Genomic DNA, 24,679 nt, shown 5'->3' on the forward strand with positions numbered 1-24,679 from the left:
CGGTGGTGAGACGCTGCACTTCGGTCGCGTACATATGTGGGTGGCGCGGCTCGTACGGGGAGGTGGCAGGCAAGTGGTGGATCAGCTGACGCAGCACGATCCGCGGCGGATCGGGCCGTTCGAGGTGCTGGGCCGGCTGGGCGCCGGCGGCATGGGGCTGGTCTATCTCGCGCGCTCGGCGTCCGGCCGGCGCGTGGCGATCAAGACGGTGCGCACCGAGCTGGCCGAGGACCAGCTGTTCCGGGTCCGCTTCACCCGTGAGGTGGAGGCGGCCCGCGCGGTCTCCGGCTTCTACACGGCGGCCGTCGTCGACGCCGACCCGCGCGCCGCCGTGCCCTGGCTCGCGACCGCGTACGTCCCGGCGCCCTCCCTTGAGGAGATAGTGAACGACTGCGGGCCGCTGCCGGCCCAGGCCGTGCGCTGGCTGGCGGCGGGGGTGGCGGAGGCCCTGCAGTCCATCCACGGCGCGGGGCTGGTGCACCGCGACCTCAAGCCGTCCAACGTGCTCGTGGTCGAGGACGGCCCCCGGGTGATCGACTTCGGTATCGCCTCCGGAGTCTCGAACACCCGCCTGACCATGACGAACGTCGCCGTCGGCACCCCCGCCTACATGTCCCCGGAGCAGGCCAAGGACTCCCGCAGCGTCACCGGCGCCAGCGATGTCTTCTCGCTCGGCTCGATGCTGGTCTTCGCGGCCACCGGGCACCCGCCCTTCCATGGCGCCAACCCGGTCGAGACGGTGTTCATGCTGCTGCGCGAGGGCCCGGACCTCACCGGCCTGCCCGACGAGCTGCGCCCGCTCATCGAGGTCTGTATGCAGATGGAGGCCTCCGCCCGTCCCACCCCCGCCGACCTGCAGGCCCAGCTGGCGCCGCACCTCTTCGGATCCGGCTCCGACGACAGCGGCACCGCCTCCGCCTGGCTGCCCGAGAAGGCCGTCGCCCTCATCGAGGCCCGCCGCGGCGGGCGCCCCGCCGCCAAGCCGTCCCTGGCCCCGACCGGCGGCCCCAGGAGCGGCGGCCGCTCGGCCGTACCCCCGCCGCCCCCGTACGACCCGCCCGCCCCGGTCGGCGCCCCCGACACCGGCCCGGTCCGGCTGGCCGGCGCCCAGGTGCCCATCGGCCCCGGCCCGCGCGTCGCGGACGCCCGCGCCGCCGCCGTCAAGGCGCCGCCGCCGGAGGCCGGCCTGGTCGCCAGCTGGTCCCGCCCGCGCACCGGTGTCGCCGGTGTCGCCGGCACAGACCCTGCCGTAGGCCCTGCCGCGCCGCCCGCCCCGGCCCAGCCTCCGGAGACGGCGAACGGCTGGCGGCCCTGGCGGTTCCGCATGTCCAACGAGGTCTGGGGCACCCCCGCCGTCGACGGCGACCTGGTCTACGTCACCTCCTTCGAGGTGCACGCCCTGGACGTGGGCACCGGCCGCCGCCGTTTCAAGACGCGGGACGTGGCCTGGTCGATGGCGGTGGCGGACGGCCGTATCCACGCCTCCGACGGCCCGACCCTGTTCGCCCTGGACGCCCGCGAGGGCACCGACCTGTGGCGGCTGTCCACGGACGCCTGGGTGTACTCCCTCAAGGCCGACCGCGGCACGGTCGTCACCGGCACCCGCGGCGGCGGTGTGCAGGCCTGGGAGGCCGCGAACGGGCAGAAGCTGTGGGAGATCACCGGCTGCCAGACCGACTTCGAGTCCCCCGAGGCCGGCCCGCTCGTCCACGACGGCACGGTCTACGTCTGGCAGGACGCCCGGCTGCGCGCCCTGGAGGCCCGCACCGGTGAGGAACGCTGGTCGTACCCGGTCGGCGACGCCGCCTCCTGCGGCGGTGTGCCCGTCCGCCTCGCGCCCGCGCCCGACGGCTACGTCTACGTCTCGGCCGGCACCCGCGTCCTCGCCGTCGAGGCGGCGAGCGGCATGGTCCGCTGGCACTTCGAGGCCCCCGCGGTCTTCCTCTGCCCGCCCGCCTTCACCCCCGGCCCGGCGGTGACCGGCGGCGGGGTGTACCTCGCCGACTACCTCGGCACGGTCTACGCCCTCGACGCCACCGACGGCCGCGACCGCTGGCGCATCGCGACCGAGGCCCGCTCCTCCGTGGAACCGGTGCTCGTGGCGGCCGGGCACGTCCATGTCGGCAGCGGCAAGGGCCTGTACACCCTGGACGCGGTCACCGGCACGCCCAAGTGGCGCTTCCAGGCGGGCGGTGACGTCGTGGGCGCGCCCGCGGTGGCCGATGGCCGTATCCACTTCGGTTCGACGGACCATCTGCTGTACACGTTGAAGGCCGACGACGGCCGGCTCAGGTGGAAGCTGGCCACGGGTGGCGAGATCACCGGCTCCCCGGTCGTCAAGGACGGCGTGGTGTACGCGTGCAGCAAGGACCGGTGCGTGTACGCGCTGGACGCGGAGAAGGGGACGGGAACGGCACGCACCGCGTGAGGGGTGTGCGACGGCCGTCGTACCGGTGTGTCACGGAAGGGCTCCAGACGGCGGCCGTCCCAGGGCTGACGCTACCCCCGGCGCACCGCGGCCGCCACGCGGTGTCACCCGGTCGGTAGGGTCATGGACATGCCCACGCGGGCACGGGCGCGCACGCACCTTCGAGGCCGAGGCCGCTACCTGGCCGACAGCGCGACCGCACCCCACACGGCGTACGCGAAGGTCTCGGTGCCGGCCAAGGGCGTCAGGACCGTCAGGGTCCCGTTCGACAGGAACGACATCGACCTGCTCGACCACTGCGAGGCGGACCCCAGGGCCCGGCTCGCCGACTAGCGCAGCCGGAACTCCCGCCGTCTCCCCGTGAACAGTTCCGCCTGACGTGCGGGCGGCAGATTGCCGAGGGCGACCAGATGCGGGGCCTGGGCGAACGCCTGGGCCAGGGCAGCCTCCCGGGCCGCCCACAGCGCCCGTACGGTCCCCTGCACCCCCTCCGGCGGGCAGGCGGCGACGGCGGTGGCGCAGCGCACGGCGGCCGCCAACGCCCCGCCCGGCTCGGTGACTTCCGTGACCAGGCCGATCTCGTGGGCCCGCCGGGCGGAGATCCGTTCGGCGGTGCCCATGAGCATCATCCGGGCCACCTCCCCGTACGGCATCCGCGCGGCCATCAGCATGGACTCGTAGGCGCTGACCATGCCGTACGTGGTGTGCGGATCGAAGAACTCGGCCGTCGGGTCGGCGACGACGAACTCGCTCTCGCCCAGCAGATAGAAGGCGCCCCCGCAGGCCATCCCGCGCACGGCGGCCACCACCGGCTTCCACAGGTCGTTCGCCTTCGGCCCGATCCGCAGCAGCGGATCGTCCTGCATGTACGGCGACGAGGGCTGCGGTACGACGGCGTCCCGGTCGATCCCGGTGCAGAACGCCCGCTCCCCGCTCCCGGTGAGCACCACGGCCCGCACGAAGTCGTCGAACCGCAACTCCCCCCACACCCGGACGAGTTCGCGCACCATCTCCAGGTCGACGGCGTTGAGCCGCTCGGGCCGGTCCAGCGTGACGACGGCGACACCGCTGTCCCGGTCGGTGTCCACCCGGACGGTGCTCACGCCGGCACCCAGCGCGGCAGCCCGTCGTCGCCGAACGCCACCCGCACCCGGGCACCGATCCGGATGCGCCCCGGATCGACGGAGTCCAGGGGCGCCCCGGCGTGGCTGACCAGATTCCCGACCAGCCGGATGCGCGGATGCTCCTCCAGCTCCACCACGACGACGTTGTACGGCGCCTGCGCGGCGTAGTCGGGCAGCAGCGGCGGATGCGGCACGACGTACGACCACACCCGCCCGCGCCCCGACACCGGCCGCCACTCGGCCGCGAAGGACTGGCAGTGCGGGCAGCAGGGCCGGGGCGGGAACCGCGGCTCACCGCAGTCCCCGCAGGCCTGGACGCGCAGTTCACCGCGGGCCGCGTACTCCCAGAAGGGCGCGCCGTCGGTGTCGGTGACGGGGGTCAGCATGATCGGCTCCTCAGTTCCGCAGCAGCAGGGCGGAGGTGGGCACGCCTTCCCCGGCGGTGACCAGGCAGGTGGCGGCGCCGGGTACCTGGGCGGTGCTGGTCCCGCGCAGTTGCTTCACGCCCTCGGTGATGAGGTTGAAGCCGTGCACATAGGCCTCGCTGAGCCCGCCGCCGCTGGTGTTGAGGGGCAGCCGTCCCCCGATCTCCAGGGCCCCCTGTTCGGTGAACGCCCCGCCCTCCCCTCGCCCGCAGAAGCCGTATCCCTCCAGGGAGAGCGGGATGAGCGCGGTGAAGGCGTCGTAGATCTGGGCCACGTCCACGTCGTCCGGGGTGAGGTCGGCGTGCTTCCACAGGTGGCGGGCGGCGGTCCAGGCCGGGCCGGTGAGGGGGTCGTCGTTCCAGTAGTTGACCATGCCGTGGTGCTGGGCGGGCAGTCCCTGGGCGGCGGAGTGGACGTAGACGGGCCGGTGGCGGCAGTCCCGGGCCCGTTCCCGGCCGACGACCACGCACGCGAGGGCCCCGTCCGTCTCCAGGCAGTTGTCGAAGAGGCAGAGCGGCTCGCTGATCCACCGGGAGGTCATGTACATCTCGCGGGTCAGCGGCCGTTCGTACATGACGGCGGCCGGATTCTGGTTGGCCCGGTTCCGGCAGGCGAGGGCGACGTTGAAGAGGTGGTCGCGGGTGGCGCCGTACTCGTGCAGGTAGCGGCGGGTGAGCATGGCGATCTCGTCGGCGGGCCGGAGCAGCCCGAAGGGCCGGGTCCACTGGGCGGGGGTGGGCAGCTGCACCGCGGTGTCGGTCCACGGCCGGGGCCCGCTGCCCCGTTTCCGGGACCGCCAGGCGACGCCGACGGTGGCCTGCCCGCAGGCGATGGCGGCGGCGAGGTGGGCGACGGTGGCGCAGGAGCCGCCCCCGCCGTACCCCGCCTTGCTGAAGAAGGTCAGGTCACCGAAGCCCACGGCCTTCGCCAGCTCCACCTCGTCGGTCTCCTCCATGGTGTAGGAGGCGAGCCCGTCGACCTCGCCGGGTGCTATCCCCGCGTCGTCGAGCGCGGCCAGCACGGCCCGGCAGGCGAGCGTCTTCTCGTCCTGCGGAAGGTGCTTGGCGAACGCGGTCTGTCCGATCCCGACGATGGCGGTGGCGTCCTTGATCCCGGTTCCTGCCATGGCTGTCACGGCGTCCCCCTCTCCTGACAGTGTGTCAGATTACCGCTAATCTGACGGACAGTCAGCTCTTTGGTTTCCGGCTGGGAGGCGGTCGTGGTCGAGTGGGACACCATTCCGGAACTGGTGCGCTGGTCGGCCGCGCGGTACGCGGACACCGAGGCCGTGGTCGACGGCCGCACGAGGATCACCTACGCCGAACTGGGCACCCGCGTCGAACACGCGGCGGCGGCCTGCCTGGCGAGCGGGGTGGAGGCCGGTGACCGGGTGGCGGTGTGGGCGCCCAACTCCCTGGACTGGATGGTGGCGGCCCTCGGGGCGGTGACGGCGGGCGCGGTCCTGGTCCCGCTCAACACCCGCTTCAAGGGGGCGGAGGCGGCGGACGTACTGCGCCGCAGCGGGGCCAGGCTGCTCTTCGTCACGGGCACCTTCCTGGGCACGTCCTACGTGGCGAGCCTGCGCCGGGCGGCGGGGGAGGGGGCGCCGGGGGCGGCGCCCGGCCGGGGCCCGCTGCCCGGCCTGCCCGCGCTGGAGGAGGTGGTGGTCCTGGCGGAGGACGCGCCGTGCGACTTCCGGACGTGGAAGGACTTCCTGGCGGGCGGCGAGGGGGTGGGCGGTGCCGGGGTGCGGCGGCGCGCGGGGGAGCTGACGGGCGGGGCCGTGTCGGACATCGTCTACACGTCCGGTACGACGGGCCGTCCCAAGGGCGCGGTGATCACCCACGCGCAGACCCTGCGGGCGTACGCGATCTGGGCGGACCTGGCGGGCCTGCGCCCCACGGACCGCTACCTCATCGTCAACCCCTTCTTCCACACCTTCGGCTACAAGGCCGGGGTGATCGCCTGTCTGATGCGCGGGGCGACGATGGTCCCGCAGCCGGTGTTCAACGTGGAGACGGCGCTGGCGAACATAGCGGCGGAACGGATCTCGGTCCTGCCGGGCCCCCCGACCCTGCACCAGTCGCTGCTGGACCACCCGGCGCGGGACGCCCACGACCTGTCGGCGCTGCGGCTGGTGGTGACGGGGGCGGCGGTGGTGCCGTTGCGGCTGGTGGAACGCCTGCGCGGCGAACTCGGCGTGGGTACGGTCCTGACGGCGTACGGCCTGTCCGAGGCGAGCGGCATCGTCACGATGTGCCGGCGCGGCGACGACCCGTCGCTGATCGCGTCCTCCTCCGGCCGTGCGATCCCGGGCACGCAGGTGAGGGTCGTGGACGCGTCCGGGGCCCCGGTACCGGCCGGCACACCGGGCGAGGTCCTGGTCCGCGGGTTCAACGTGATGCGCGGCTACTTCCAGGACGACGCGGCGACCTCCCAGGTGATCTCCGCGGACGGCTGGCTGAGCACGGGCGACGTGGGCGTCCTGGACCCGTCGGGGAACCTGCGCATCACGGATCGCATCAAGGACATGTTCATCGTCGGCGGCTTCAACGCCTACCCGGCGGAGATAGAGCAGCTGCTGGGCCTGCACCCGGACGTCCGGGAGGCGGCCGTGATCGGCGTCCCCGACCCCCGCCTCGGCGAGGTGGCCAAGGCCTTCGTCGTGCGCCGCCCCGGTTCACCCCTCACCGCCGACGACCTGATCGCCTGGTCCCGGCGCGAGATGGCGAACTACAAGGTGCCGAGGGCGGTGGAGTTCGTGCGCGAGCTGCCGCGCAACGCGAGCGGGAAGGTGGTGAAGGGGGTTCTGCGCGGGAGGGGGTGAGGCGCGGACACGCCTCGGCCGCGGCGGCTCCCCCTCGGTGCCGCCGCGGCCGGTCCCCCGTCGGAGGGTGGGCTACTTCCCGTTCAGGTCCAGCGCCGGCGGTGCCGGCATGTGGCTGTCCATCGTGGTGATCGTCTCGTCCTTCGGCGGTGCCGGCATGTGGCTGTCGAGGGTCGTGACGGCGTCGTCCTTCGGCGGAGCCGGCATGTGGCTGTCGAGGGTGATGACCTCGTCCGCGATCTTGGGCTCTTCGGTGTTGCTCATGAAAACTCCCCTGTGCCAGAGCTGAGGGGAACGCCCGTTCGGCAACTCCCCCGCGAGCTGTCGAACGGGCGTTCCGGGGCGCTCACCTTATCCGTGAGTCCCACGCGATCCACCGGCTCCCCCCGGTTGCGGCGGATCGATGCCTTGAGGATGGCAAGCGGCGATAAACGTTCGATGAACGCGGTGTCCGGCGAGGTCAGAGCAGTGCGACCGAGGGAAGCAGGCGCCGCAGCTCGTCGGCCTCGGGCGAGCCCGCGCCCTCATAGACGGCGAGTGCCTCGCGCCAGCACGCCCTCGCCCGGTCCGTCTGCTCCAGCCTCTCCAGCGAGTGCCCCAGGAGCGTCAGGATGTTGGCGCGCATCCAGTCGCCCCCAATGTAACCGGTCGTCAGCGCCTGTTCGGCATGCTGCGCGGCCCGGGCAGGGCGCCCCACGGCCAGGTGGACCTGGGCGATACGGAACTGGGTGGTGCCCTCCCACAGGCGCTGCCGGTTCACGGTGAACGTCGCCAGCGCCGCGCCGAGCTCCTCCAGCGCCTCGTCGTGGTGCCCGCTGTGTCCGAGCGCGATGCCCAGCGCGTACCGGGCGTTGGCCAGCCGGAAGGTCAGCCCGAGTTCGTCGTAGATGGCGATGCCCTGACGCACCAGTTCGATGGCGGTCGAGGCGCGGTCCAGCGAGACCAGGACGCGGGAGAGGTTGCACAGGGCGCTGGCCTCGCCCGGGCGGTTGCCGTCGGTGCGGAACGCCTTGATCGCCTCACGCAGGTGGGTCTCGCTGACGGAGCGCCGGTTCAGGCAGTTGGCGATGATGCCCTGCTCGTTGTGGGCGTTGCCGTAGGTCCAGGGGTCACCCGTGACGAGGCCGAGCGCGATGGCGCGCTCGGTCTCGGCGCCGGCCTCCTCGAACCGGCCGGCATGGCTGAGCACCTGCGCCAGCGTGGTCCGGGCCCTGCCCTCCGCGTAGGCGTCGCCGAGGACGGCCGCGGCGTCGCGGGCGGCCTGGGTCGCCGCCCCGTAGCGCAACGCACTGGCTCCGGACTCGGCCAGGTCCTTCGAGGCGAGCAGCAGGTCGACGGCCTTGCGCAGCGTGGCGGCGGCGAGTGACTGCTGGACGCAGGCGAGGATGCAGGCCGCTTCGGCGTGCAGCCAGTCCAGGGCCCCGGCGTCGTCCGCGAACTCCCGGCCGGGGCGCTCCGTCTTCTCCAGGTGGTCCACGGTGCGGTCCCCGGGGCGCTCTATGGCGTACACCCGCGTCGCCGTGGCCAGGTAGAAGTCCAGCAACCGCGACATCGCGGCCGCCCGCTCACCGGGCGGCTGCTCGTCCCGCTCCGCACAGGCCCGCGCGTACAGCCGGACCAGGTCGTGGAAGCGGTAGCGCCCCGGCGCGGCCGACTCCAGGAGGGAGGTGTCGACCAGGGACTCCAGCAGGTCCTCCGTCTCCTCCTGCGGGAGGTCCAGGGCCGCGGCAGCCGCCGCCAGCGAGATGTCCGGACCGTCCGCCAGGCCCAGCAGACGAAAGGCCCGGCCCTGGGCCGGCTCCAGCTGGCCGTAGCCGAGCTCGAAGGTGGCCTTCACGGCCAGGTCGCCGGCCTGGAGTTCGTCCAGGCGGCGGCGCTCGTCCGCCAGCTTGGCCGCCAGCACCGAGACGGTCCAGGTGCGGCGGGCCGCCAGGCGGGAGGCCGCGATGCGGATCGCCAGCGGGAGGAACCCGCACGCGGCGACCACGTCCAGCGCCGCCTCCCGTTCCGCGGCCACCCGCTCCTCGCCCACGATCTTCGTGAAGAGGGCGAGCGCCTCGTCGGGGGACATGACGTCCAGGTCCACCAGGTGCGCCCCGGCCAGGTCCAGCATCCGCACCCGCGAGGTCACGAGGGCGGCGCAGCCCTCCGTCCCCGGCAGCAGCGGCCGCACCTGTGCCGCGTCCTTCGCGTTGTCCAGCAGGACCAGCACCCGGCGGCCGTCCAGGACCGAGCGGTACAGGGCCGCCCGTTCCTCCAGCGAGTCGGGGATCGCCGAGTCCGCCGTGCCCAGCGCGCGCAGGAAGGTGCCGAGGACCGTCTCCGGTTCCGCGGGGCGCGGCCCGGCTCCCTGCAGGTCCACGTACAGCTGTCCGTCCGGGAACGCGTGGCGGGCCTTGTGGGCGACGTGCACCGCGAGCGTCGTCTTGCCCACGCCGCCGATCCCGGCCAGCGCGGAGACCGCCATCACCCGGCCCTCCGCCTCGGACGCCGACGCCAGCACCTCGCTCAGCTCGTCGACGAAGGCGGCCCGGCCGGTGAAGTCCGGGACCGAGGCGGGCAGCTGGGCCGGGCGCACGGGCACCGCCGCCGGTTCCGCGGCCGGCGTGGCGGGCTCGGCCAGGGCCGGGTCGGCCTGGAGGATGCGCTGCTGCAGTTCGCGCAGGCCCGGCCGCGGGTCCACGCCCAGCTCCTCCGCCAGCAGCCGCCGGGTGTCCGCGTACACGGCGAGGGCCTCGGCCTGTCGCCCGCTGCGGTACAGCGCCAGCATCAGCAGCTCGCGCAGGCGCTCCCGCAGCGGATGCGCCGCCGTCAGGGCCGTCAGCTCCGAGACCGCCTCGGCGTGGCAGCCCTGCTCCAGGTCCATGTCCAGGCGGCTTTCGAGCAGCTGGAGACGCCATTCCTCCAGGCGGACCCGTTGGGCGTCCGCGTACGGGCCGGGGACGCCGGCCAGCGGCTCGCCGTCCCACAGGGCCAGGGCCTGGTTCAGCACCTCCCGCGCCTGGCCCAGGTCCCCTGTGCCGCGCGCCTTCTCGGCCTCCGTCGCGAGGTCCTGGACCACCGCCACGTCCAGGGCGCCGTCGCGCAGGCCCCGTACCGCGTAGCCCCCGGACTCGCTGACCAGGACCCCGGGGTCCAGGACCTTGCGCAGACGGGACGCGTAGGTACGCAGGGCCGCCAGCGCCTGGGACGGCGGCTCGGCGCCCCAGAGCGCGTCGATCAGCTCCGCCGCCGTCGCCGTACGGCCTTCGCGCAGCAGCAGGGCGGCCAGCAGGGCCCGCTGCTGCGGGGAGCCGGTGTTCAGCGTCTCCCCGCCGCGCCAGGCCCGCACCGGACCGAGTACGCCGAAGCGCAACGCCGCCGGTTCCGCGACGGCCGCGGAGCCGGGACGCCGCTGCTCAGGCACTCGCGGCCCACCGTCCATGCGTTCGCCCCCTTAGGCATCACGAACAACCCCGTCAGTTTGCCTTGTTCGAGGCGGTTCCGTCAGCCGCGGGAGACGCCGATCACAGACCGGTGCACCGGAGTCCACAAGGCCCTCACACGGCCTTCGCACAGAGTCGCCCGGCCACACTAGCTGACGGACCGTCAGATCAACGCTACCGTGAGCGCCATGGACACCCAGAGCCCCTTCCCCCGGATCATCTCGGTCGACGACCACACGGTGGAGCCCGCGCACGTCTGGCAGGACCGGCTCCCGAAGAAGTACCTGGACGCCGGGCCCCGGATCGTGCGCGCCCCGCTGAAGGAGATGACCTTCCTGGGCGGCCGTTTCAAGCCCGTCATGGGCGAGCCCGGCAGCACCGAGGGCCCCCTCGGCGACTGGTGGGTCTACGAGGACCTGCGCCGGCCCCTCACCCGCCTCGACACCGCCGTCGGGTACGCCAGGGACGAGGTCAGGCTGGAGGTCATCACCTACGAGCAGATGCGGGCGGGCTCCTACGACGTCCCCGCCCGGCTCGCCGACATGGACGTCAACCACGTCCAGTCCGGTCTCTGCTTCCCCACCTTCCCCCGCTTCTGCGGGCAGACCTTCACGGAGGCGGCGGACAAGGAGCTCGCGCTGCTCTGCGTGCGCGCCTACAACGACTGGATGGTGGAGGAGTGGTGCGGGCCGGACGCCCACGGCCGGCTCATACCGCTCACCCTCATTCCGCTGTGGGACGCCCGGCTGGCGGCCGCGGAGGTCCGGCGCAACGCCGAGCGGGGCGTGCGGGCCGTCGCCTTCTCCGAGATACCCCCGCACCTCGGCCTGCCCTCGGTCCACACCGACGACTGGGACCCGTTCTTCGCGGCCTGCGACGAGACCGGCACGGTCGTCGCCATGCACATCGGCTCCAGCAGCCGCATGCCCTCCACCTCCGCCGACGCCCCGCCCGCCGTCGGCTCCACCATCACCTTCGCCAACTGCTGCTTCTCGATGGTCGACTGGCTGATGAGCGGCAAGTTCGAGCGCTTCCCGAACCTCAGGGTCATGTATGCCGAGGGACAGATCGGGTGGATTCCGTACATCCTCGAACGCGCCGACGTGGTGTGGGAGGAGAACCGGGGGTGGGGCGGGGTCGCCGACAAGGTCACCCGGCCGCCGTCCGAGCTGTTCGCCGGGCATGTGTACGGCTGCTTCTTCGACGACGCCTTCGGGCTGAGGAACCTGGACGCCATCGGGGTAGGCAACGTCCTGTACGAGACCGACTACCCGCACTCCGACTCCACCTGGCCGAAGTCCCGCGAGGTCGGCGAGGCGCAGATGGGGCACCTGCCGGCGGACGTGGTCGAGCGGATCGTCCGCGGGAACGCCATCGAGCTGCTGGGTCTCACCCCCGAGGGACTCTGGCGGTGAGTGCCCTGGCGTACGGCATCCAGCTGCCCGTGCAGGCGCAGAGCACCCTGTTCGCGGAAGCCTGGGAGGCCGGGGCCGGACCGGAGGACCTGGTGGCGGTGGCGCGGGCCGCGGAGCGTGCCGGGTTCGGCTACCTCGCCTGCTGCGACCACGTGGCCGTCCCGCGCCGGCTCGCCCGGGCGATGAGCACGGTCTGGTACGACCCCGTCGCCACCCTCGCCCACCTCGCCGCCGTGACCGGGCGGATCCGGCTGCTCAGCCATGTGGCCGTCGTCGGGCTGCGGCACCCGCTGCTCACCGCCAAGCAGTACGCCACCCTCGACCACCTCTCCGGCGGCCGGCTGGTCCTCGGGGTGGGGGCCGGACATGTGCGCGAGGAGTTCGAGGCGCTGGGCGTGGACTTCGAGCGGCGCGGGGCCCTGCTGGACGAGACGGTCGACGCGCTGCGCGCCGCCCTCGGACCGCAGGAGTTTCCCGAGCACCACGGGAAGTTCTACGACTTCGAGGGGCTGGGGCAGCGGCCACGGCCCGCGCAGCCGGCCGTACCGCTGTGGGTCGGCGGCTCCTCGCCCGCCGCCGTCCGCCGGGCCGCGCTGAAGGGCGACGGCTGGCTGCCGCAGGGGGACGCGCGGGAGCGGCTGCCCGCGCAGGTCGCCCGGCTGCGGCGGCTGCGCGACGAGGCGGGCGCCGAGGGGCCGTTCACCGTCGGGGCGATCGCCGAGCCGCTGTACGTCGGGCGGCCCGGCTGGGACACCGGACCGTGGACGCTGACCGGGGCGCCGGAGGAGATCGCCGGGTCGCTGCGGGCGTACCCGGCGATGGGCGTGGACCAGATCCAGGTGCGGTTCCGCAGCCGGAGCCGGGCCGAACTCATCGAGCAGATCGAGCTGTTCGGGGCGGAGGTCGCACCCCGGCTGCAGTGAGGAGGGCACCATGGGCAAGCTGGACGGGCGGGTCGTGATCGTCACCGGGGCGGCGCGCGGACAGGGCGAGCAGGAGGCGCGGCTGTTCCGGGCGGAGGGCGCGCGGGTGGCCGTCGCCGATGTGCTGGACGGGCAGGGCAAGGCCCTGGCCGAGGAGATAGGCGCGCTGTACGTCCACCTCGACGTGGGCACGGAGGACGGCTGGCGGGAGGCCGTCGGCGCCGTCAAGGAGGCGTACGGGCGCGTCGACGGGCTGGTGAACAACGCGGGCATCCTGCGCTTCAACGCCCTCGTGGACACCCCGCTGGACGAGTTCATGCAGGTCGTGCAGGTCAACCAGGTCGGCTGCTTCCTGGGGATGAAGGCCGTGGCGCCCGAGATGGCCGACGGGGGCACGATCGTGAACACTGCCTCCTACACGGCCCTGACCGGTATGGCGGCCGTGGGCACGTACGCGGCCACCAAGCACGCGGTGCTCGGGCTGACCCGGGTGGCCGCGCTGGAGCTGGCGGGCCGGGGCATCCGGGTCAACGCGATCTGCCCGGGCGCCATCGACACCCCGATGTCCAACCCGGCGCGCCTCGACCCGGACGCCGACCCGGAGGAGATGAGCCGGGCGCTGGACGAGCTGTACCGCAAGCTCGTGCCGCTCGGCCGGGTCGGACAGCCCGAGGAGGTCGCCCGGCTGGCGCTCTTCCTCACCTCGCAGGACTCCTCGTACATCACCGGCCAGCCGTTCGTGATCGACGGCGGGTGGCTGGCCGGGGTCACCGTTATCTGACTGACCGTCAGCTATTGACGGTCGCGGCGGCCGGTGCGACAGTCGGCCGACGAACGCTGTCTGACTGCACGTCAGAAACGACTGGGGACGGTGAACCGCCTTGGAATTCGGGCTCTTTGTACAGGGATACGTGGGCAAGCGCGCCGAGACCGACCCGCTGGCCGAGCACAAGGCGCTGATGGAGGAGACCGAGTACGTCATCCAGGCGGACCAGTCCGGCTTCAAGTACGCCTGGGCCTCCGAGCACCACTTCCTGGAGGAGTACTCGCACCTGTCGGCCAACGACGTGTTCCTGGGGTACCTGGCGCACGCGACGGAGCGCATCCACCTCGGCTCCGGGATCTTCAACCCCCTGGCCCAGGTCAACCACCCCGTGAAGGTCGCCGAGAAGGTCGCCATGCTGGACCACCTCAGCGAGGGGCGCTTCGAGTTCGGCAGCGGCCGGGGGGCCGGGTCGCACGAGATCCTCGGGTTCATACCGGGGGTGACCGACATGAACCACACCAAGGAGATCTGGGAGGAGACGATCGCCGAGTTCCCGAAGATGTGGCTCCAGGACGAGTACGCCGGCTTCCAGGGCAAGCACTGGCAGCTGCCGCCGCGCAAGGTCCTGCCGAAGCCGTACGGGACCTCGCACCCGGCGATGTGGTACGCGGCCGGGTCCCCGCCGTCGTACGCCATGGCCGCGAAGAAGGGGCTCGGCGTGCTCGGCTTCAGCATCCAGAAGGTCTCCGACATGGAGTGGGTCCTGGAGCAGTACAAGACGGCGATCGTGAACGCGGAGCCGGTGGGGGACTTCGTCAACGACAACGTGATGGTGACGACGACGGCGATCTGCGCGCCGACGCACGCGGAGGCGATCGAGATCGCGGTCGGTGGGGGGCTGCACTACCTGCCCTCGCTGGTCTTCCGCTACCACGACACGTTCCCGCGGCCCGAGGGGTTCCCCGTCTGGCCGGAGACGCTGCCCCCCTACACACCGGAGTTCGTGGAGCTGCTCATCGAGGAGGAGCTGCTGATCTGCGGTGATCCGGACGAGGTGCTGCGGCAGTGCAAGCGGTGGGAGCAGGCCGGGGCGGACCAGCTCTGCTTCGGGCTGCCGGTGGGCGTGCCGAAGGAGGAGACGCTGCAGACGATCCGGCTCATCGGTGAGCAGGTGATCCCGAAGATCGACACGGATCCGGTGCACCGGACGTCCCGGTTCCGCCAGGCTGTCTGAGGGGGTTCCCGGCATGTTGGACCACCTGATCAAGGGAGCCACCGTCGTCGACGGGACGGGCGCGCCCGCCCGCGCCGCCGACGTCGGCATACGCGACGGCCGTATCGCCGCCGTGGGCAAGGTCACCGAGGAGGCCCGCAGCACCGAGGACGCCGCCGGGCTCGTCCTCACCCCCGGCTTCGTCGACCCGCACACCCACTACGACGCCCAGCTCTTCTGGGACCCGTACGCCACGCCGTCCCTCAACCACGGGGTGACCACCGTCGCCGCCGGCAACTGCGGCTTCACCCTCGCGCCCCTGAACCCCGCCCGCCCCGAGGACGCCGACTACACCCGCCGCATGATGTCCAAGGTGGAGGGGATGTCCCTGGTGGCGCTGGAGGAGGGTGCGCCCTGGAACTGGCATTCCTTCGGGGAGTACCTGGACGCCCTCGACGGCCGTATCGCCGTCAACGCCGGGTTCATGGTCGGGCACTGTGCGCTGCGCCGGTATGTGATGGGCCCGGACGCCATCGGCGGGCAGCCCGGGGACGGGCAACTCACCGAGATGCTCCGGCTGTTCCACGCGGCCATGGACGCCGGGGCCTGGGGGCTCTCCACCACCCAGTCGTCCACGCACTCCGACGGGGACGGACAGCCCGTCGCCTCCCGGCACGCGCGGCCGGCGGAGCTGCTGGCCCTCTCCCGCGCCGTCGGGGAGCACGAGGGGACCCAGATCGAGGCGATCGTCGCCGGGTGCCTGGACCAGTTCAGCGACGACGAGATCGACCTGCTGGCGGAGATGAGCGCGGCGGCCGGGCGGCCGCTCAACTGGAACGTGCTCACCGTCGACGCGGCCGTACCGGAGCGGGTGCCGCGCCAGCTCGGCGCGAGCGAGCGGGCCCGCAAGGCCGGCGGGCGGGTGGTGGCGCTCACCATGCCGATCCTCACCCCCATGAACATGTCCCTCGGCACCTTCTGCGCCCTGAACCTGATCCCCGGCTGGGGGCAGGTCCTCGGGCTGCCCGTCCCCGAGCGGATGGCGCGGCTGCGGGACCCCGCCGTCCGGGAGGAGATGCTGCGCCGGGCCCGCTCGAAGGAGGCGGGTGTCTTCCGGCGGCTGGCGAACTTCGGCCGGTACGTCATCGGGGACACCTACAGCGCGGCCAACCAGGGCCTGACCGGCCGGGTCGTGCGGGACATCGCCGAGGAGCGGGGGCAGGACCCCTTCACCTGCCTCGTGGAGATCTGCGCCGCCGACGAACTCCGTACGGTCCTGTGGCCCATGCCCACCGACAACGACCCCGCCTCCTGGGCGCTGCGCGCCGAGACCTGGCAGCACGAGGACGTGCTGCTCGGCGGGTCCGACGCGGGCGCGCACCTGGACCGGATGTGCGGGGCGCCGTACACCACCCGGTTCCTCGGGGACTGTCTGCGTGGCCGGAAGCTGGTCGGGCTGGAGCGCGCCGTGCAGATGCTGACCGACGAGCCGGCGCGGCTGTTCGGGCTGCGGGAGCGCGGCCGGATCCGGGAGGGCTGGCATGCGGACCTCGTCCTCTTCGACCCGGAGCGGATCGAGGCCGGGCACGCCCGGCTGGTGCACGACCTGCCGGGTGACAGCCCCCGCCTGGACTCCCGGGCGATCGGGGTGCGGGCCGTGTGGGTCAACGGCGTCGAGGCGATCCGGGACGACGTGGTGAGCGGCGCGGTGCCCGGGAAGGTGCTGCGGTCCGGCACGGACACGCGGACGGTGAGCACCCGGTGATCCCGGCCGGCGAGGGACAGCGGCTGTTCGTCGGCGGGCAGTGGCTGGAGCCGGACGGCGGGCACTACCCGGTGACCGACCCGGCCACCGAGGAGAGGGTCGGCTGGGCGCCGGAGGCCTCGCCGGAGCAGGCCCGGGCGGCCTGCGCGGCGGCCCGGGAGGCGTTCGGCGCGTGGTCGCGGACCCGGCCCGAGGAGCGGGCGGCGGTGCTGGGCCGGGCGGCCGACCTGATCCGGGGGCGGACGGAGCCGTACACCGAGCTGGCGTGCGCCGAGACCGGGGCCACGACCGGGACGGCCCGGGCGATGCAGGTCGGGGTGGCCGCCGCGCGGTTCCGCCGGTACGCGCGTGTGGAGCCCGCCGAGTGGGCCGTCGCGCCGCAGGTCAACGAGGCCGGCCCGATGGGGCGGGCCGCGGTGATGGGGGCCCTGGCCCTGCGGCAGCCCGTCGGGGTCGTCAGCTGCATCACCTCCTACAACAACCCCTGGGCCAACCCGGCCGGCAAGGTCGCACCGGCCCTGGCCATGGGCAACACGGTGGTCGTGAAGCCCGCCCCGCAGGATCCGCTGTCCGTCTACCGGATGGCCGAGGCGCTGGAGGAGGCCGGGGCGCCGCCGGGCGTGGTGAACGTCGTCTCCGGGCGTCAGGTGTCCGTCGGGGAGGCGGTGGTCGGCTCCGGCGACGTCGACATGGTCAGCTTCACCGGGTCCACGGCCGTCGGCCGGCGCATCGCCGAGGCGTGCGGGCGGGACATGAAACGCCAGCTGATGGAGCTGGGCGGGAAGGGCGCGGCGCTGGTGTTCGACGACGCCGACCTCGGCTCGGCCGTCGCCGGGATCGGCACCACCTTCTCCTTCTACAGCGGGCAGATCTGCACGGCCCCGACGCGGGTGCTGGCCCAGCGCGGGGTGTACGCACAGCTGGTCGGCCGACTCGCCGGATACGCCCGGAGGTTGCCGGTGGGTGATCCGAGGGGGCCGGGCACGGTCGTCGGGCCGGTGATCTCGGCCGAGCACCGGGCGCGCGTGGAGTCGTACGTCGAACTCGGGCGGAAGGAGGGCGCGTCCGTGGTCGTGGGCGGGGAACGGCCGCCGCTGGAGCACGGCTTCTATGTGGCGCCGACCCTGCTCGCCGACTGCGCCAACGACATGCGGGTGGCCCGGGAGGAGATCTTCGGACCGGTGGTCGTGGTGATCCCCTTCGACGAGGAGGACGAGGGCGTGGCCCTCGCCAACGACTCCGACTACGGCCTCGTCGACTACGTCTGGTCCGGCGACGTGGCCCGCGCCTTCCGGGTGGCCCGGCGGCTGCGGGCCGGCGGCGTCGGGGTCAACACCGTCGGCCGCAACATGGAGGCCCCCTTCGGCGGCTTCAAGAAGAGCGGGGTGGGCCGCGACGTGGGTTCCTACGCCCTGCACGCGTACAGCGAGGTGCAGGCGATCGTGTGGCCGGGGTGAGGATCCGGCACCCCGGACGCCGCGGACGCCGCGGACGCCGTGGACGCCGTCATGGATGCCATGGACGCCATGGGGCGGTCGGGTCGCGGTGGCGGGCGGGGGGATCCGGGTTCACTGGGTGAAGAACGACGCCGGGTGGCGGGGGTCGGCCGAGCAGGTGAAGAGGCCGCCGTGGCTGAACCGGCCGACGATCATGTCCACCGGTTCGCGCAGCGGGTCGCCGACCGCGTCGCCCGGCTCGGCGTCGCGCTCCTCCAGTGGCCGGAAGCGGTGCGGCGCACCGTCGGGGCCGAAGGTGCCGAGCCCGTACTCGGTCGTGTCGAACTGGAGGAACAGCTCCAGCGGGGCCCCGCAGTCGCCGCAGTCCAGCGGGTCCGGACGGTCCGTCGTGCCCCACCCCAGGAAGCCGCCGAGCTTGTAGCCGGGGACGGTGGTGAGGTCGTCGGCCAGGTCGCGTTCCTCCAGCCAGGCCCCGAAGCGCTCGGCGAGGCCGGCCGGGAGCTCCTCGCCGCCGGGATAGTCCGTGATCCGCTCGGGGTGCAGGACGCACGGACGCGGGATCATGTCCTCGCCGTACTCCCAGTGCTCCGCGGGGTCCGGCTGCTCGCCGAGCGGGCCGGTGAGCTCGGCGGACCGGCGCCAGAACAGCCGGCAGGCCTGGCCCCAGCCCTGCGGGTGCGGCTGGTCGTGCCAGTCGGGGCACCACAGCAGCTGGACCAGGTCCGTGCCGTCCGGGAAGCGGATCTCCGGGAAGCCGGCGGCGGTGAACTGGGCCACGGCCACCATCGGCAGCGCGTACGCCCGGCCGCCCGTGTCCTTGTGGTCGGCGCACCGCGGCCACGGCTCGGCGGCCGGCCACCACACGGGCCCGCCGATGTGGCTGTCGCGCACGCCGGGCGTACCGCGGCGCGGGTGCAGCCGGACGGCCGGGCGGGCGTGGCGCAGCAGTTCCGGGACGTCGCGCGCGGGATCGATGAGGGAGGGGGCGGTGGTGAGCTTCACGCGGGCAGTGTTCCCGCGGTCAGTCCTCCAGGTCCACCCGGACGGTCAGCAGGTCCGTGCCGAACGCCTTCACCGCGGCGCTGTTGAAGCGGGGCAGCGAGCGCAGCCGGGCCACCGGGTCGTCGTCGGGAAGGAGGTGGGCGGTGCCCCGGTGCCAGTGGCCGGCGATGCGGACGCGGACCCTCGGGTCGGCCTGGATGTTGCGCACGTACTGCGACCGGTGGCCGAACTCGGAGACCAGCCAGAAGGACGTGCCGACCCGGCGTCCGCCGACCGGCGTCTGCCGGGGCAGGCCGGACGTGCGGCCGGTGGTCTCCAGGAGGACCTGGAACGGCAGCCGCCGGTTGAGGGGGTTGGCCAGGTGCCGCTGGAAGCGGGTCACCAGGCGGTGCTTGAGATCGGTGCGGCCTGCCATCTCTCCTGCTCTCGATCGCCGTTGCCGTGCCGGGCGCCGGTGGTGTGGATGCCGTGGCAGCAGTGTAGGAGGACGGGCGCGGCGGGCGGACGACGGCGCCGGCCCTCTCAGTGGAGGGGCTGGTCCGCCAGCCAGTTGCCGTGGAAGCCGAACGGCACCCGGGCCGGCAGGTGGATCGCGGCGACCGGGGGCGCGGTGAGGTCGTCGGCGTCCAGGACGACCAGGTCGCTGCGGCCGGCGGCGGCGTCGTACACGTACGTCAGGAGCCAGCCGGGGCCGCCGGGCGTGCCGTCGGCGGGGGCGAAGGCGGCCTCCCCGGGGGTGCGGCCGGGCCCGAAGTCGTGTGCGGTGACGGCCCCGGAGGACAGGTCGTAGCGGACCAGGGAGGTGCCGCTCGTCATGTGCCCGTGTCCGGCGGCGAGACCGGTCAGCCGGTCGTCGACGCGCGGGAACTCGCCCGGCCGGTCGTCGCACTGCTCCTCGCGGACCGTGCCGGCCGCCGGGTCGACGGTCCACTTCCACAGCACCGCCTGCTGCGGCCGTGTGCCGCCGTCCGCGTCGCGGCGCCACATCTGCGGGTAGCGCATCACATACAGCACGACGGTGCCGTCCGGCGCGTCGTGGGCGTTGAGGACGTGGAAGACGTAGCAGGGGCCGACCGGGAACCAGCGGACCCGGCCGTGCGGGTCGTCGCGGCGCAGCAGACCGAGCCGGGCGCCGTGGCCGTCGTCCCAGCTGTAGGGCATCGTGCCGCCGGCCAGGGCGAGTTCGACGTCGAAGACGACCGGCAGGTCCATGAGGACGACGTGCCCGGCGGTGAGCGCGAAGTCGTGCAGCATCGTCGGTCCGGGCACCTCGACGGGCCTGCTGAGCACCAACTCGCCGTCGGCGTCGGCGCGGTGGTAGGTGAGGTGGGTGGGCTCCAGCATGCCGTAGCCGAAGAAGTGCAGTTCGCCGGTGGCCGGGCAGGTCTTGGGGTGGGCGGTCATCGCGGTGTGCAGCCGGCCGCCGAAGTCGTACGGGCCCTTGGTGTCCAGGTCACAGGTCAGCTCGTAGGGCAGGGCGGTCTCGACCAGGGCCAGGGTGCGGCCCGCGTGGCGGACGACGTGGGTGTTGGCGGGGCCGGCGGTGAGGTCGCGCCGGCCGTCCCCGTCGTACATCCGCGCCCCGTCGGTGAGCCGGCTGGTGCGCACCCAGCGGTTGCGGTAGGAGACGGCCCGGCCGCCCTCCAGGCGCACCCCGTGGATCATGCCGTCGCCGAAGAACCAGTGGCCGGAGGCGGCGTCGGCCGGGTTCGGGCCGTTGCGCAGGTACCAGCCGGACAGCTCGGGCGGGAGCGCGCCGGTCACCGGCAGGTCGTGCGCGGTGAGTTCCTCGGTGACCGGGGCGTAGTTGCCGGTCAGGTGCCGGGGCGCGGCGGTCATCGGGTCACCTGCCCGGCGGCGGCCTTCGCCTGGGCGTGGGCGACATAGCGGACGGTGAAGACCATCGGGACGGCGAAGCCGGCGATCTGGACGAGGGTCGCGGGCGTGGAGTGGGCGTGTCCGGAGCGGTCGAGCAGGGCCAGGACGACGGCGGTGACGGCGAACGCGGCGGTCCATACGGCGGTGATGACCACGTTGATCCGGATGAACGGCTTCAGGGTCCAGACCTCGCGCGGGGTGGTGCGCTGGGCGATGCCCAGGGTGAAGGGCCGGCCGGCGGCCAGCGACGCCCCGGCGATCACGGCGAGGGTGCCGGAGGAGAGGGCGGCGGAGTACTCGTGCACGCCCGAGTGCGGGTCGGCGAAGGCGACGGCCGCGAGCGCCGCGAAGAAGGCCGCCGAGCCGCACTCGATGACGAGGGCGTCGAAACCGGCGCCGTCCCTCTTCTGGTGGGCGATGAGCGCCACGGACACCACGAGGGCGGCCAGGGCGCCCCACTGCCAGTTCCCCGAGGGGATGACGGCGAAGACGATCCACGGCAAGAACGTGCGCAGGTACGACATGGAGTTCCCCCTGAGGTCCGAGTGGTCCGGTGCCGGTTGGTTCCTGTTCCGACATGTCAAAACTAGAAGGTCGACTCTCGACATGTCAATACTGGAATGTAAGCTGAGCGGTATGAGCCTCAGACACGCACTCCTCGGCCTGCTCTCGGAGCGCCCCGCCAGCGGCTACGACCTGCTGAAGACGTTCGAGACCTCGCTGGCCAACGTCTGGCCGGCGACCCAGAGCCAGATCTACACCGAGCTGACCAAACTGGCGGGCTCCGGGCTGATCACGGTGGCCGCCGAGGGCCCGCGCGGCCGCAAGGAGTACGCGATCACCGACGAGGGCATGGCGGAGCTGCGCCACTGGCTGACCGGGGTCGCCCCCCAGCGCAACACCCGCAGCGACATCCTGCTGCGCGTCTTCTTCCTCGGTGTGCTGCCGCCGGAACAGGCACACGCCTACCTGACCGGCCTGATCGAGATGTCCCGGGAGGGGCACGAGCGGTTGCGGCAGCTCGCGGACGCCGTCGACTGGGACGACGACAACCTCTCCGTCTACGGCCGCATCGCGCTGGAGTACGGCCTGCGCTTCAACGCGATGCGGCGGGAGTGGGCCGAGTGGGCGGCCGAGCAGATCAAGCAGCCGTGAGGAAGACCGGGTTGGTGAGGGCGGCCGGCGGCCCCGGCACCGGGCCTGCGGCCGCCTCGTGCCGCAGCTCGGCGCGTACGTACGCCGCGTAGGCGGGGGTCGTACGCCACTCGACCGTGCCCGTGCCCGACACCGGCAGCGGATCGCTGGTGAACAGCACACCCTGGTCGGTGACGAAGCGGACCGAGCAGCGCGGGGCGCCCGAGACCTCCAGCCGGACGGTCACGGGGGTGTCGGCGGCCAGGGTGAGCCGCTCGCCGATGCCCGCCTGCTGCCCGCGCCCGCCCGTCACCGTGAGGGCGAGGGTCACGTTCTTCGACTCGGCCACGTACGAGCGTCCGGCGCGGATGCCTTCCTGGATCGCCTCCCGGGTCAGGTCGTCGGCGAGGACGACCGTCTGGGGCATGCCGACCGTGTCCGGGTCGCGGTGGGCGTCGCTGTTGCCCATCGCCGGGAGCCAGTCCCGCCCCTGCCGCACGGAGGCGACCAGCAGGTTGTCCCAGTCGGCGAGCGTCACCTCGTCGTCCGGGGTGAAGGGGCCGTTCCACACCTCCACGGCGTCCGCCTCGGCGAAGCCGAACTTCCAGCCGCAGCCGACGCAGGTGGCGTGCGGGTGGGCCGGGACGACCAGGCCGCCGGCGCGGCGGATGTCCCGCGCGAAGCGGGCCCAGCGGTTGTCCCGGGCCCGGTAGCGCCAGTCCACGAAGGTGCCCGGGGTGGTGCCGAGGGCCAGCACATGGCCGTTGCGGGTGGTGACCTCCTCGCCGAGCATGATCAGCAGGTCGTCGCCCGCCTCGTCCGCCCAGTGCGGGTGCGAGGAGTTGGTGTTGTGGTCGGAGGAGTGGATGAAGTCCAGGCCCGCCGCCCGTGCCAGGGCCGCGATCTGGGCCGGGGTGCGCCGGCCGTCGGAGTGCCAGGAGTGCAGGTGGCAGTCGCCCCGGTACCAGGCCCGGCCCCGGCCCTTCGCCCGGGACGGCGGATACACCGGCCTCGGGGTCTCGCCCGCCTCGCCGTAGGTCAGCGTGATCGTCAGCTCGTAGGCCAGCCCCTGCGGCGCCACCGTGTAGGGGCCCAGCGCGACATGCCAGGTGCCCTCCCGCACCGGGCCGGGGAGGTAGCCCGGCGTGGCGTCGTCGGCGCGGACGAAGAACTCCGTGCGCGCGCCGCCCGACCAGCCCCTGAAGCCCCGGCCGCCCAGTTCGGTGCCGCGCTCGTCGAAGAGTCCGATGTCGAGTGCGTTGCCCTGGGTGCCGGCGGGGACCGAGGGCTTGTCGTAGGTGTAGGAGACCTTGATCTCGCGTACGCCGGCGGGGACTTCGACCGGTACGTACACGAAGTCGGGGGAGCCGGGTGGCAGGGTGCCGTGTGCCGTCCGGGTCTCCTGGCGCTGACCGTCCGCCGCTGCGAAGCTCACGCTCCCCAACGTAAGGGCAGCGGCGGCGCCCGTCACGAACAGCGCGCGTCTGCCGATGCCGTGAGCCTGGTCGTGCGTGTCTTCACCCATGGTGTCACTCTCCCGTCCGAGCGTGAACTCCCGTGAAAGAGAGGGGAATTGTCACACGACCATGTGTCATGCACGCGACCTTCAGGCCACCGTCCGAGAGCGGTGCCGACCGGTTGGTATGGACAGTGGAAGTCCGGCCCGGTACGGATGGGCCATGCGTATCGCCGTCACCATCTTCCTCACCGACGAGACCATCGCGCCGGTACGACTCGCCCGCGCGCTCGAACAGCGCGGATACGCCGGCCTCTACCTCCCCGAACACACCCACATCCCGGTGGAGCGGACGACCCCGTACCCCGCCGGCGGCGACCTGCCCCGCGAGTACGGCCGCACCCTCGACCCCTTCGTCGCCCTCGGCCAGGCGGCGGCCGTCACCGAGCGCCTCGGCCTCGGTACCGGCGTCACCCTGCCCGCCCAGCACGACCCCATCGCCCTGGCCAAGCAGATCGCCACCCTCGACCACCTGTCCGGCGGCCGTTTCACCCTCGGCGTCGGCTACGGCTGGAACGTCGAGGAGGCCGCCGACCACGGCGTGAACTGGCGGACCCGCCGGGACCTGGTCCGGGACCGGATGCGGCTCATGCAGGCCCTGTGGTCCGGGGAGCCGACGGCGTACGAGGGCGGGTTCGGCGGCGTCCGGGCCAGCCACGCCTACCCCAAGCCCGCACGCGCACCGCGCGGCCCGGTGACCGGCCCCCGCACGCTCGTCGGCGGCACCGCCGGGCCGAAGCTGTTCGCGCACATCGCCGAGTACGCCGACGGCTGGCTGCCGATCGGCGGCCGGGGCCTCACCGAGTCCCTGCCGGTGCTGCGCTCGGTCTGGGCGGACGCGGGCCGCGACCCGGCCGCCCTCCAGGTGGTCCCGTACGCGGTCCAGCCCACGCCCGGCAAGCTGGCCCACTACGCCGAGCTGGGCATCGAGGAGGTGGTGCTCCAACTGCCTCCGGCCGGAGAGGCCGAGGTGTTGCGGGCGCTGGACGCCTGTACCGGTCATCTGCCGGGCGCCTGAGGTCGCCTGACGATGCGTCGGGCGACCCGGAACCGGCCCGTATGAGGGCCATCGGTAAACTGCCGGGGACGAAGCGAGTCGGGTGGACAGCGGCAGGCGATCGACCGGTTCGGTTCCCTCACCCGACCCGGCGAAGAGAGCGTCATGAGGATTGCCTGGCTCACGCGGCTCGCACTGCACTTCGATGAATTCGACTACAGCAAGGGGCCGTTGCCCGCCACCGTCGGCACGGTCTCGGTCCTGCTCACCGCCCTGCTGGTAGGCCACGCGCTGCGCCGCCGCCGGGCCGTCGCCCTGATGGCCGCGGGCCTCACCTCCGCCGCCGGCATCGGATGGCTGGCCCTGCACTGAACAGGGCCGGGC

Annotated in this window: 22 protein-coding genes; 12 read left to right on the plus strand and 10 right to left on the minus strand. The window is 73.2% G+C overall.

Annotated elements, in window-relative coordinates:
- The first annotated feature begins 73 nt into the window (after positions 1-73).
- Together IE244_RS11845 and IE244_RS11850 are read left to right on the plus strand one after the other, a co-directional pair.
- The gene (locus IE244_RS11845) at positions 74-2,428 is read left to right on the plus strand and encodes a serine/threonine-protein kinase (RefSeq protein ID WP_191873256.1); all 2,355 of its coding nucleotides are present in this window, start codon (positions 74-76) and stop codon (positions 2,426-2,428) included.
- A 129-nt stretch (positions 2,429-2,557) separates the two neighbouring features.
- Positions 2,558-2,761 carry a hypothetical protein gene (locus IE244_RS11850; RefSeq protein WP_191873258.1) on the plus strand — a complete coding sequence of 68 codons (204 nt, stop codon included), beginning with the start codon at positions 2,558-2,560 and terminating at the stop codon, positions 2,759-2,761.
- Here the strand turns inward: IE244_RS11850 and IE244_RS11855 are convergent.
- The 3 genes from IE244_RS11855 to IE244_RS11865 are packed head-to-tail and all read right to left on the minus strand — an operon-like array spanning position 2,758 to position 5,103.
- On the minus strand, positions 2,758-3,543 hold the full coding sequence (locus IE244_RS11855; protein WP_191873697.1) for an enoyl-CoA hydratase/isomerase family protein: 786 nt from the start codon (positions 3,541-3,543) through the stop codon (positions 2,758-2,760). The genes IE244_RS11850 and IE244_RS11855 overlap by 4 nt on opposite strands.
- Positions 3,528-3,938, minus strand: a complete 411-nt coding sequence (locus tag IE244_RS11860) for a Zn-ribbon domain-containing OB-fold protein (RefSeq protein WP_191873260.1) — start codon at positions 3,936-3,938, stop codon at positions 3,528-3,530. The genes IE244_RS11855 and IE244_RS11860 overlap by 16 nt, the downstream gene beginning before the upstream one ends.
- A gap of 10 nt (positions 3,939-3,948) precedes the next feature.
- Positions 3,949-5,103: a lipid-transfer protein gene (locus IE244_RS11865; protein ID WP_191873698.1), complete on the minus strand. Its 1,155-nt coding sequence runs from the start codon at positions 5,101-5,103 to the stop codon at positions 3,949-3,951.
- Positions 5,104-5,172: 69 nt separating this feature from the next.
- Between IE244_RS11865 and IE244_RS11870 the strand changes: the two genes are divergently transcribed.
- Positions 5,173-6,804: a FadD3 family acyl-CoA ligase gene (locus tag IE244_RS11870; RefSeq protein ID WP_229854058.1), complete on the plus strand. Its 1,632-nt coding sequence runs from the start codon at positions 5,173-5,175 to the stop codon at positions 6,802-6,804.
- A 72-nt stretch (positions 6,805-6,876) separates the two neighbouring features.
- On the opposite strand, the gene afsS is transcribed toward IE244_RS11870, so the two are convergent.
- Positions 6,877-7,068, minus strand: coding sequence for a regulatory protein AfsS (gene afsS, locus IE244_RS11875; protein ID WP_191873261.1), 192 nt, complete (start codon positions 7,066-7,068; stop codon positions 6,877-6,879).
- A 196-nt stretch (positions 7,069-7,264) separates the two neighbouring features.
- Positions 7,265-10,228: an SARP-family global regulator AfsR gene (gene afsR / locus IE244_RS11880; RefSeq protein ID WP_191873263.1), complete on the minus strand. Its 2,964-nt coding sequence runs from the start codon at positions 10,226-10,228 to the stop codon at positions 7,265-7,267.
- Between the two features lie 189 nt (positions 10,229-10,417).
- On the opposite strand from afsR, the gene IE244_RS11885 reads away from it, so the two are divergent.
- The 6 genes from IE244_RS11885 to IE244_RS11910 all read left to right on the plus strand — a co-directional run bounded on the left by IE244_RS11885 (position 10,418) and on the right by IE244_RS11910 (position 17,768).
- Positions 10,418-11,644 carry an amidohydrolase family protein gene (locus tag IE244_RS11885; RefSeq protein WP_229854059.1) on the plus strand — a complete coding sequence of 409 codons (1,227 nt, stop codon included), beginning with the start codon at positions 10,418-10,420 and terminating at the stop codon, positions 11,642-11,644.
- Positions 11,645-11,649: 5 nt separating this feature from the next.
- Positions 11,650-12,567, plus strand: a complete 918-nt coding sequence (locus tag IE244_RS11890; protein WP_191873700.1) for an LLM class F420-dependent oxidoreductase — start codon at positions 11,650-11,652, stop codon at positions 12,565-12,567.
- Positions 12,568-12,577: 10 nt separating this feature from the next.
- On the plus strand, positions 12,578-13,348 hold the full coding sequence (locus IE244_RS11895; protein WP_191873267.1) for an SDR family NAD(P)-dependent oxidoreductase: 771 nt from the start codon (positions 12,578-12,580) through the stop codon (positions 13,346-13,348).
- Positions 13,349-13,448: 100 nt separating this feature from the next.
- Positions 13,449-14,567 carry an LLM class flavin-dependent oxidoreductase gene (locus IE244_RS11900; protein ID WP_191873269.1) on the plus strand — a complete coding sequence of 373 codons (1,119 nt, stop codon included), beginning with the start codon at positions 13,449-13,451 and terminating at the stop codon, positions 14,565-14,567.
- Positions 14,568-14,580: 13 nt separating this feature from the next.
- Positions 14,581-16,311, plus strand: a complete 1,731-nt coding sequence (locus tag IE244_RS11905) for an N-acyl-D-amino-acid deacylase family protein (protein WP_191873271.1) — start codon at positions 14,581-14,583, stop codon at positions 16,309-16,311.
- Positions 16,308-17,768: an aldehyde dehydrogenase family protein gene (locus IE244_RS11910; RefSeq protein WP_191873273.1), complete on the plus strand. Its 1,461-nt coding sequence runs from the start codon at positions 16,308-16,310 to the stop codon at positions 17,766-17,768. Before IE244_RS11905 ends, IE244_RS11910 begins: the two co-directional genes overlap by 4 nt.
- A 111-nt stretch (positions 17,769-17,879) precedes the next feature.
- Here IE244_RS11910 and IE244_RS11915 read toward each other — a convergent pair whose 3' ends face one another.
- The 4 genes from IE244_RS11915 to IE244_RS11930 all read right to left on the minus strand — a co-directional run bounded on the left by IE244_RS11915 (position 17,880) and on the right by IE244_RS11930 (position 21,172).
- The gene (locus IE244_RS11915; protein ID WP_191873275.1) at positions 17,880-18,770 is read right to left on the minus strand and encodes a hypothetical protein; all 891 of its coding nucleotides are present in this window, start codon (positions 18,768-18,770) and stop codon (positions 17,880-17,882) included.
- A 19-nt stretch (positions 18,771-18,789) separates the two neighbouring features.
- Positions 18,790-19,185, minus strand: coding sequence for a nitroreductase/quinone reductase family protein (locus IE244_RS11920; RefSeq protein WP_191873277.1), 396 nt, complete (start codon positions 19,183-19,185; stop codon positions 18,790-18,792).
- A gap of 107 nt (positions 19,186-19,292) precedes the next feature.
- Positions 19,293-20,609, minus strand: a complete 1,317-nt coding sequence (locus IE244_RS11925) for a carotenoid oxygenase family protein (protein ID WP_191873278.1) — start codon at positions 20,607-20,609, stop codon at positions 19,293-19,295.
- Positions 20,606-21,172 carry a hypothetical protein gene (locus IE244_RS11930; RefSeq protein ID WP_191873279.1) on the minus strand — a complete coding sequence of 189 codons (567 nt, stop codon included), beginning with the start codon at positions 21,170-21,172 and terminating at the stop codon, positions 20,606-20,608. Before IE244_RS11930 ends, IE244_RS11925 begins: the two co-directional genes overlap by 4 nt.
- A 112-nt stretch (positions 21,173-21,284) precedes the next feature.
- Between IE244_RS11930 and IE244_RS11935 the strand changes: the two genes are divergently transcribed.
- The gene (locus IE244_RS11935; RefSeq protein WP_191873280.1) at positions 21,285-21,803 is read left to right on the plus strand and encodes a PadR family transcriptional regulator; all 519 of its coding nucleotides are present in this window, start codon (positions 21,285-21,287) and stop codon (positions 21,801-21,803) included.
- On the opposite strand, the gene IE244_RS11940 is transcribed toward IE244_RS11935, so the two are convergent.
- The gene (locus IE244_RS11940) at positions 21,790-23,307 is read right to left on the minus strand and encodes a CehA/McbA family metallohydrolase (RefSeq protein ID WP_191873281.1); all 1,518 of its coding nucleotides are present in this window, start codon (positions 23,305-23,307) and stop codon (positions 21,790-21,792) included. The two genes, IE244_RS11935 and IE244_RS11940, sit on opposite strands and share 14 nt — an antisense overlap.
- A 154-nt stretch (positions 23,308-23,461) precedes the next feature.
- Here IE244_RS11940 and IE244_RS11945 point away from each other — a divergent pair, with 154 nt between their 5' ends.
- Positions 23,462-24,316, plus strand: a complete 855-nt coding sequence (locus tag IE244_RS11945; RefSeq protein ID WP_191873282.1) for a TIGR03619 family F420-dependent LLM class oxidoreductase — start codon at positions 23,462-23,464, stop codon at positions 24,314-24,316.
- Positions 24,317-24,460: 144 nt separating this feature from the next.
- Positions 24,461-24,667 (plus strand): hypothetical protein, encoded by a 207-nt coding sequence (locus IE244_RS11950; RefSeq protein ID WP_191873283.1) that lies wholly within the window; start codon positions 24,461-24,463, stop codon positions 24,665-24,667.
- Positions 24,668-24,679 lie beyond the last annotated feature (12 nt).

Origin of the sequence: Streptomyces filipinensis, from assembly GCF_014649495.1 — a bacterium.
GTDB lineage: Bacteria > Actinomycetota > Actinomycetes > Streptomycetales > Streptomycetaceae > Streptomyces > Streptomyces filipinensis.

Coding starts and splice junctions, on each gene's coding strand:
- IE244_RS11895 (WP_191873267.1), top strand. CDS start 12,578: ATGGGCAAGCTGGACGGGCGGGTCGTGATCGTCACCGGGGCGGCGCGC.
- IE244_RS11885 (WP_229854059.1), top strand. CDS start 10,418: ATGGACACCCAGAGCCCCTTCCCCCGGATCATCTCGGTCGACGACCAC.
- IE244_RS11945 (WP_191873282.1), top strand. CDS start 23,462: ATGCGTATCGCCGTCACCATCTTCCTCACCGACGAGACCATCGCGCCG.
- afsS (WP_191873261.1), bottom strand. CDS start 7,068: ATGAGCAACACCGAAGAGCCCAAGATCGCGGACGAGGTCATCACCCTC.
- IE244_RS11860 (WP_191873260.1), bottom strand. CDS start 3,938: ATGCTGACCCCCGTCACCGACACCGACGGCGCGCCCTTCTGGGAGTAC.
- IE244_RS11865 (WP_191873698.1), bottom strand. CDS start 5,103: ATGGCAGGAACCGGGATCAAGGACGCCACCGCCATCGTCGGGATCGGA.
- IE244_RS11905 (WP_191873271.1), top strand. CDS start 14,581: ATGTTGGACCACCTGATCAAGGGAGCCACCGTCGTCGACGGGACGGGC.
- afsR (WP_191873263.1), bottom strand. CDS start 10,228: ATGGACGGTGGGCCGCGAGTGCCTGAGCAGCGGCGTCCCGGCTCCGCG.
- IE244_RS11950 (WP_191873283.1), top strand. CDS start 24,461: ATGAGGATTGCCTGGCTCACGCGGCTCGCACTGCACTTCGATGAATTC.
- IE244_RS11920 (WP_191873277.1), bottom strand. CDS start 19,185: ATGGCAGGCCGCACCGATCTCAAGCACCGCCTGGTGACCCGCTTCCAG.
- IE244_RS11925 (WP_191873278.1), bottom strand. CDS start 20,609: ATGACCGCCGCGCCCCGGCACCTGACCGGCAACTACGCCCCGGTCACC.
- IE244_RS11850 (WP_191873258.1), top strand. CDS start 2,558: ATGCCCACGCGGGCACGGGCGCGCACGCACCTTCGAGGCCGAGGCCGC.
- IE244_RS11930 (WP_191873279.1), bottom strand. CDS start 21,172: ATGTCGTACCTGCGCACGTTCTTGCCGTGGATCGTCTTCGCCGTCATC.
- IE244_RS11940 (WP_191873281.1), bottom strand. CDS start 23,307: ATGGGTGAAGACACGCACGACCAGGCTCACGGCATCGGCAGACGCGCG.
- IE244_RS11935 (WP_191873280.1), top strand. CDS start 21,285: ATGAGCCTCAGACACGCACTCCTCGGCCTGCTCTCGGAGCGCCCCGCC.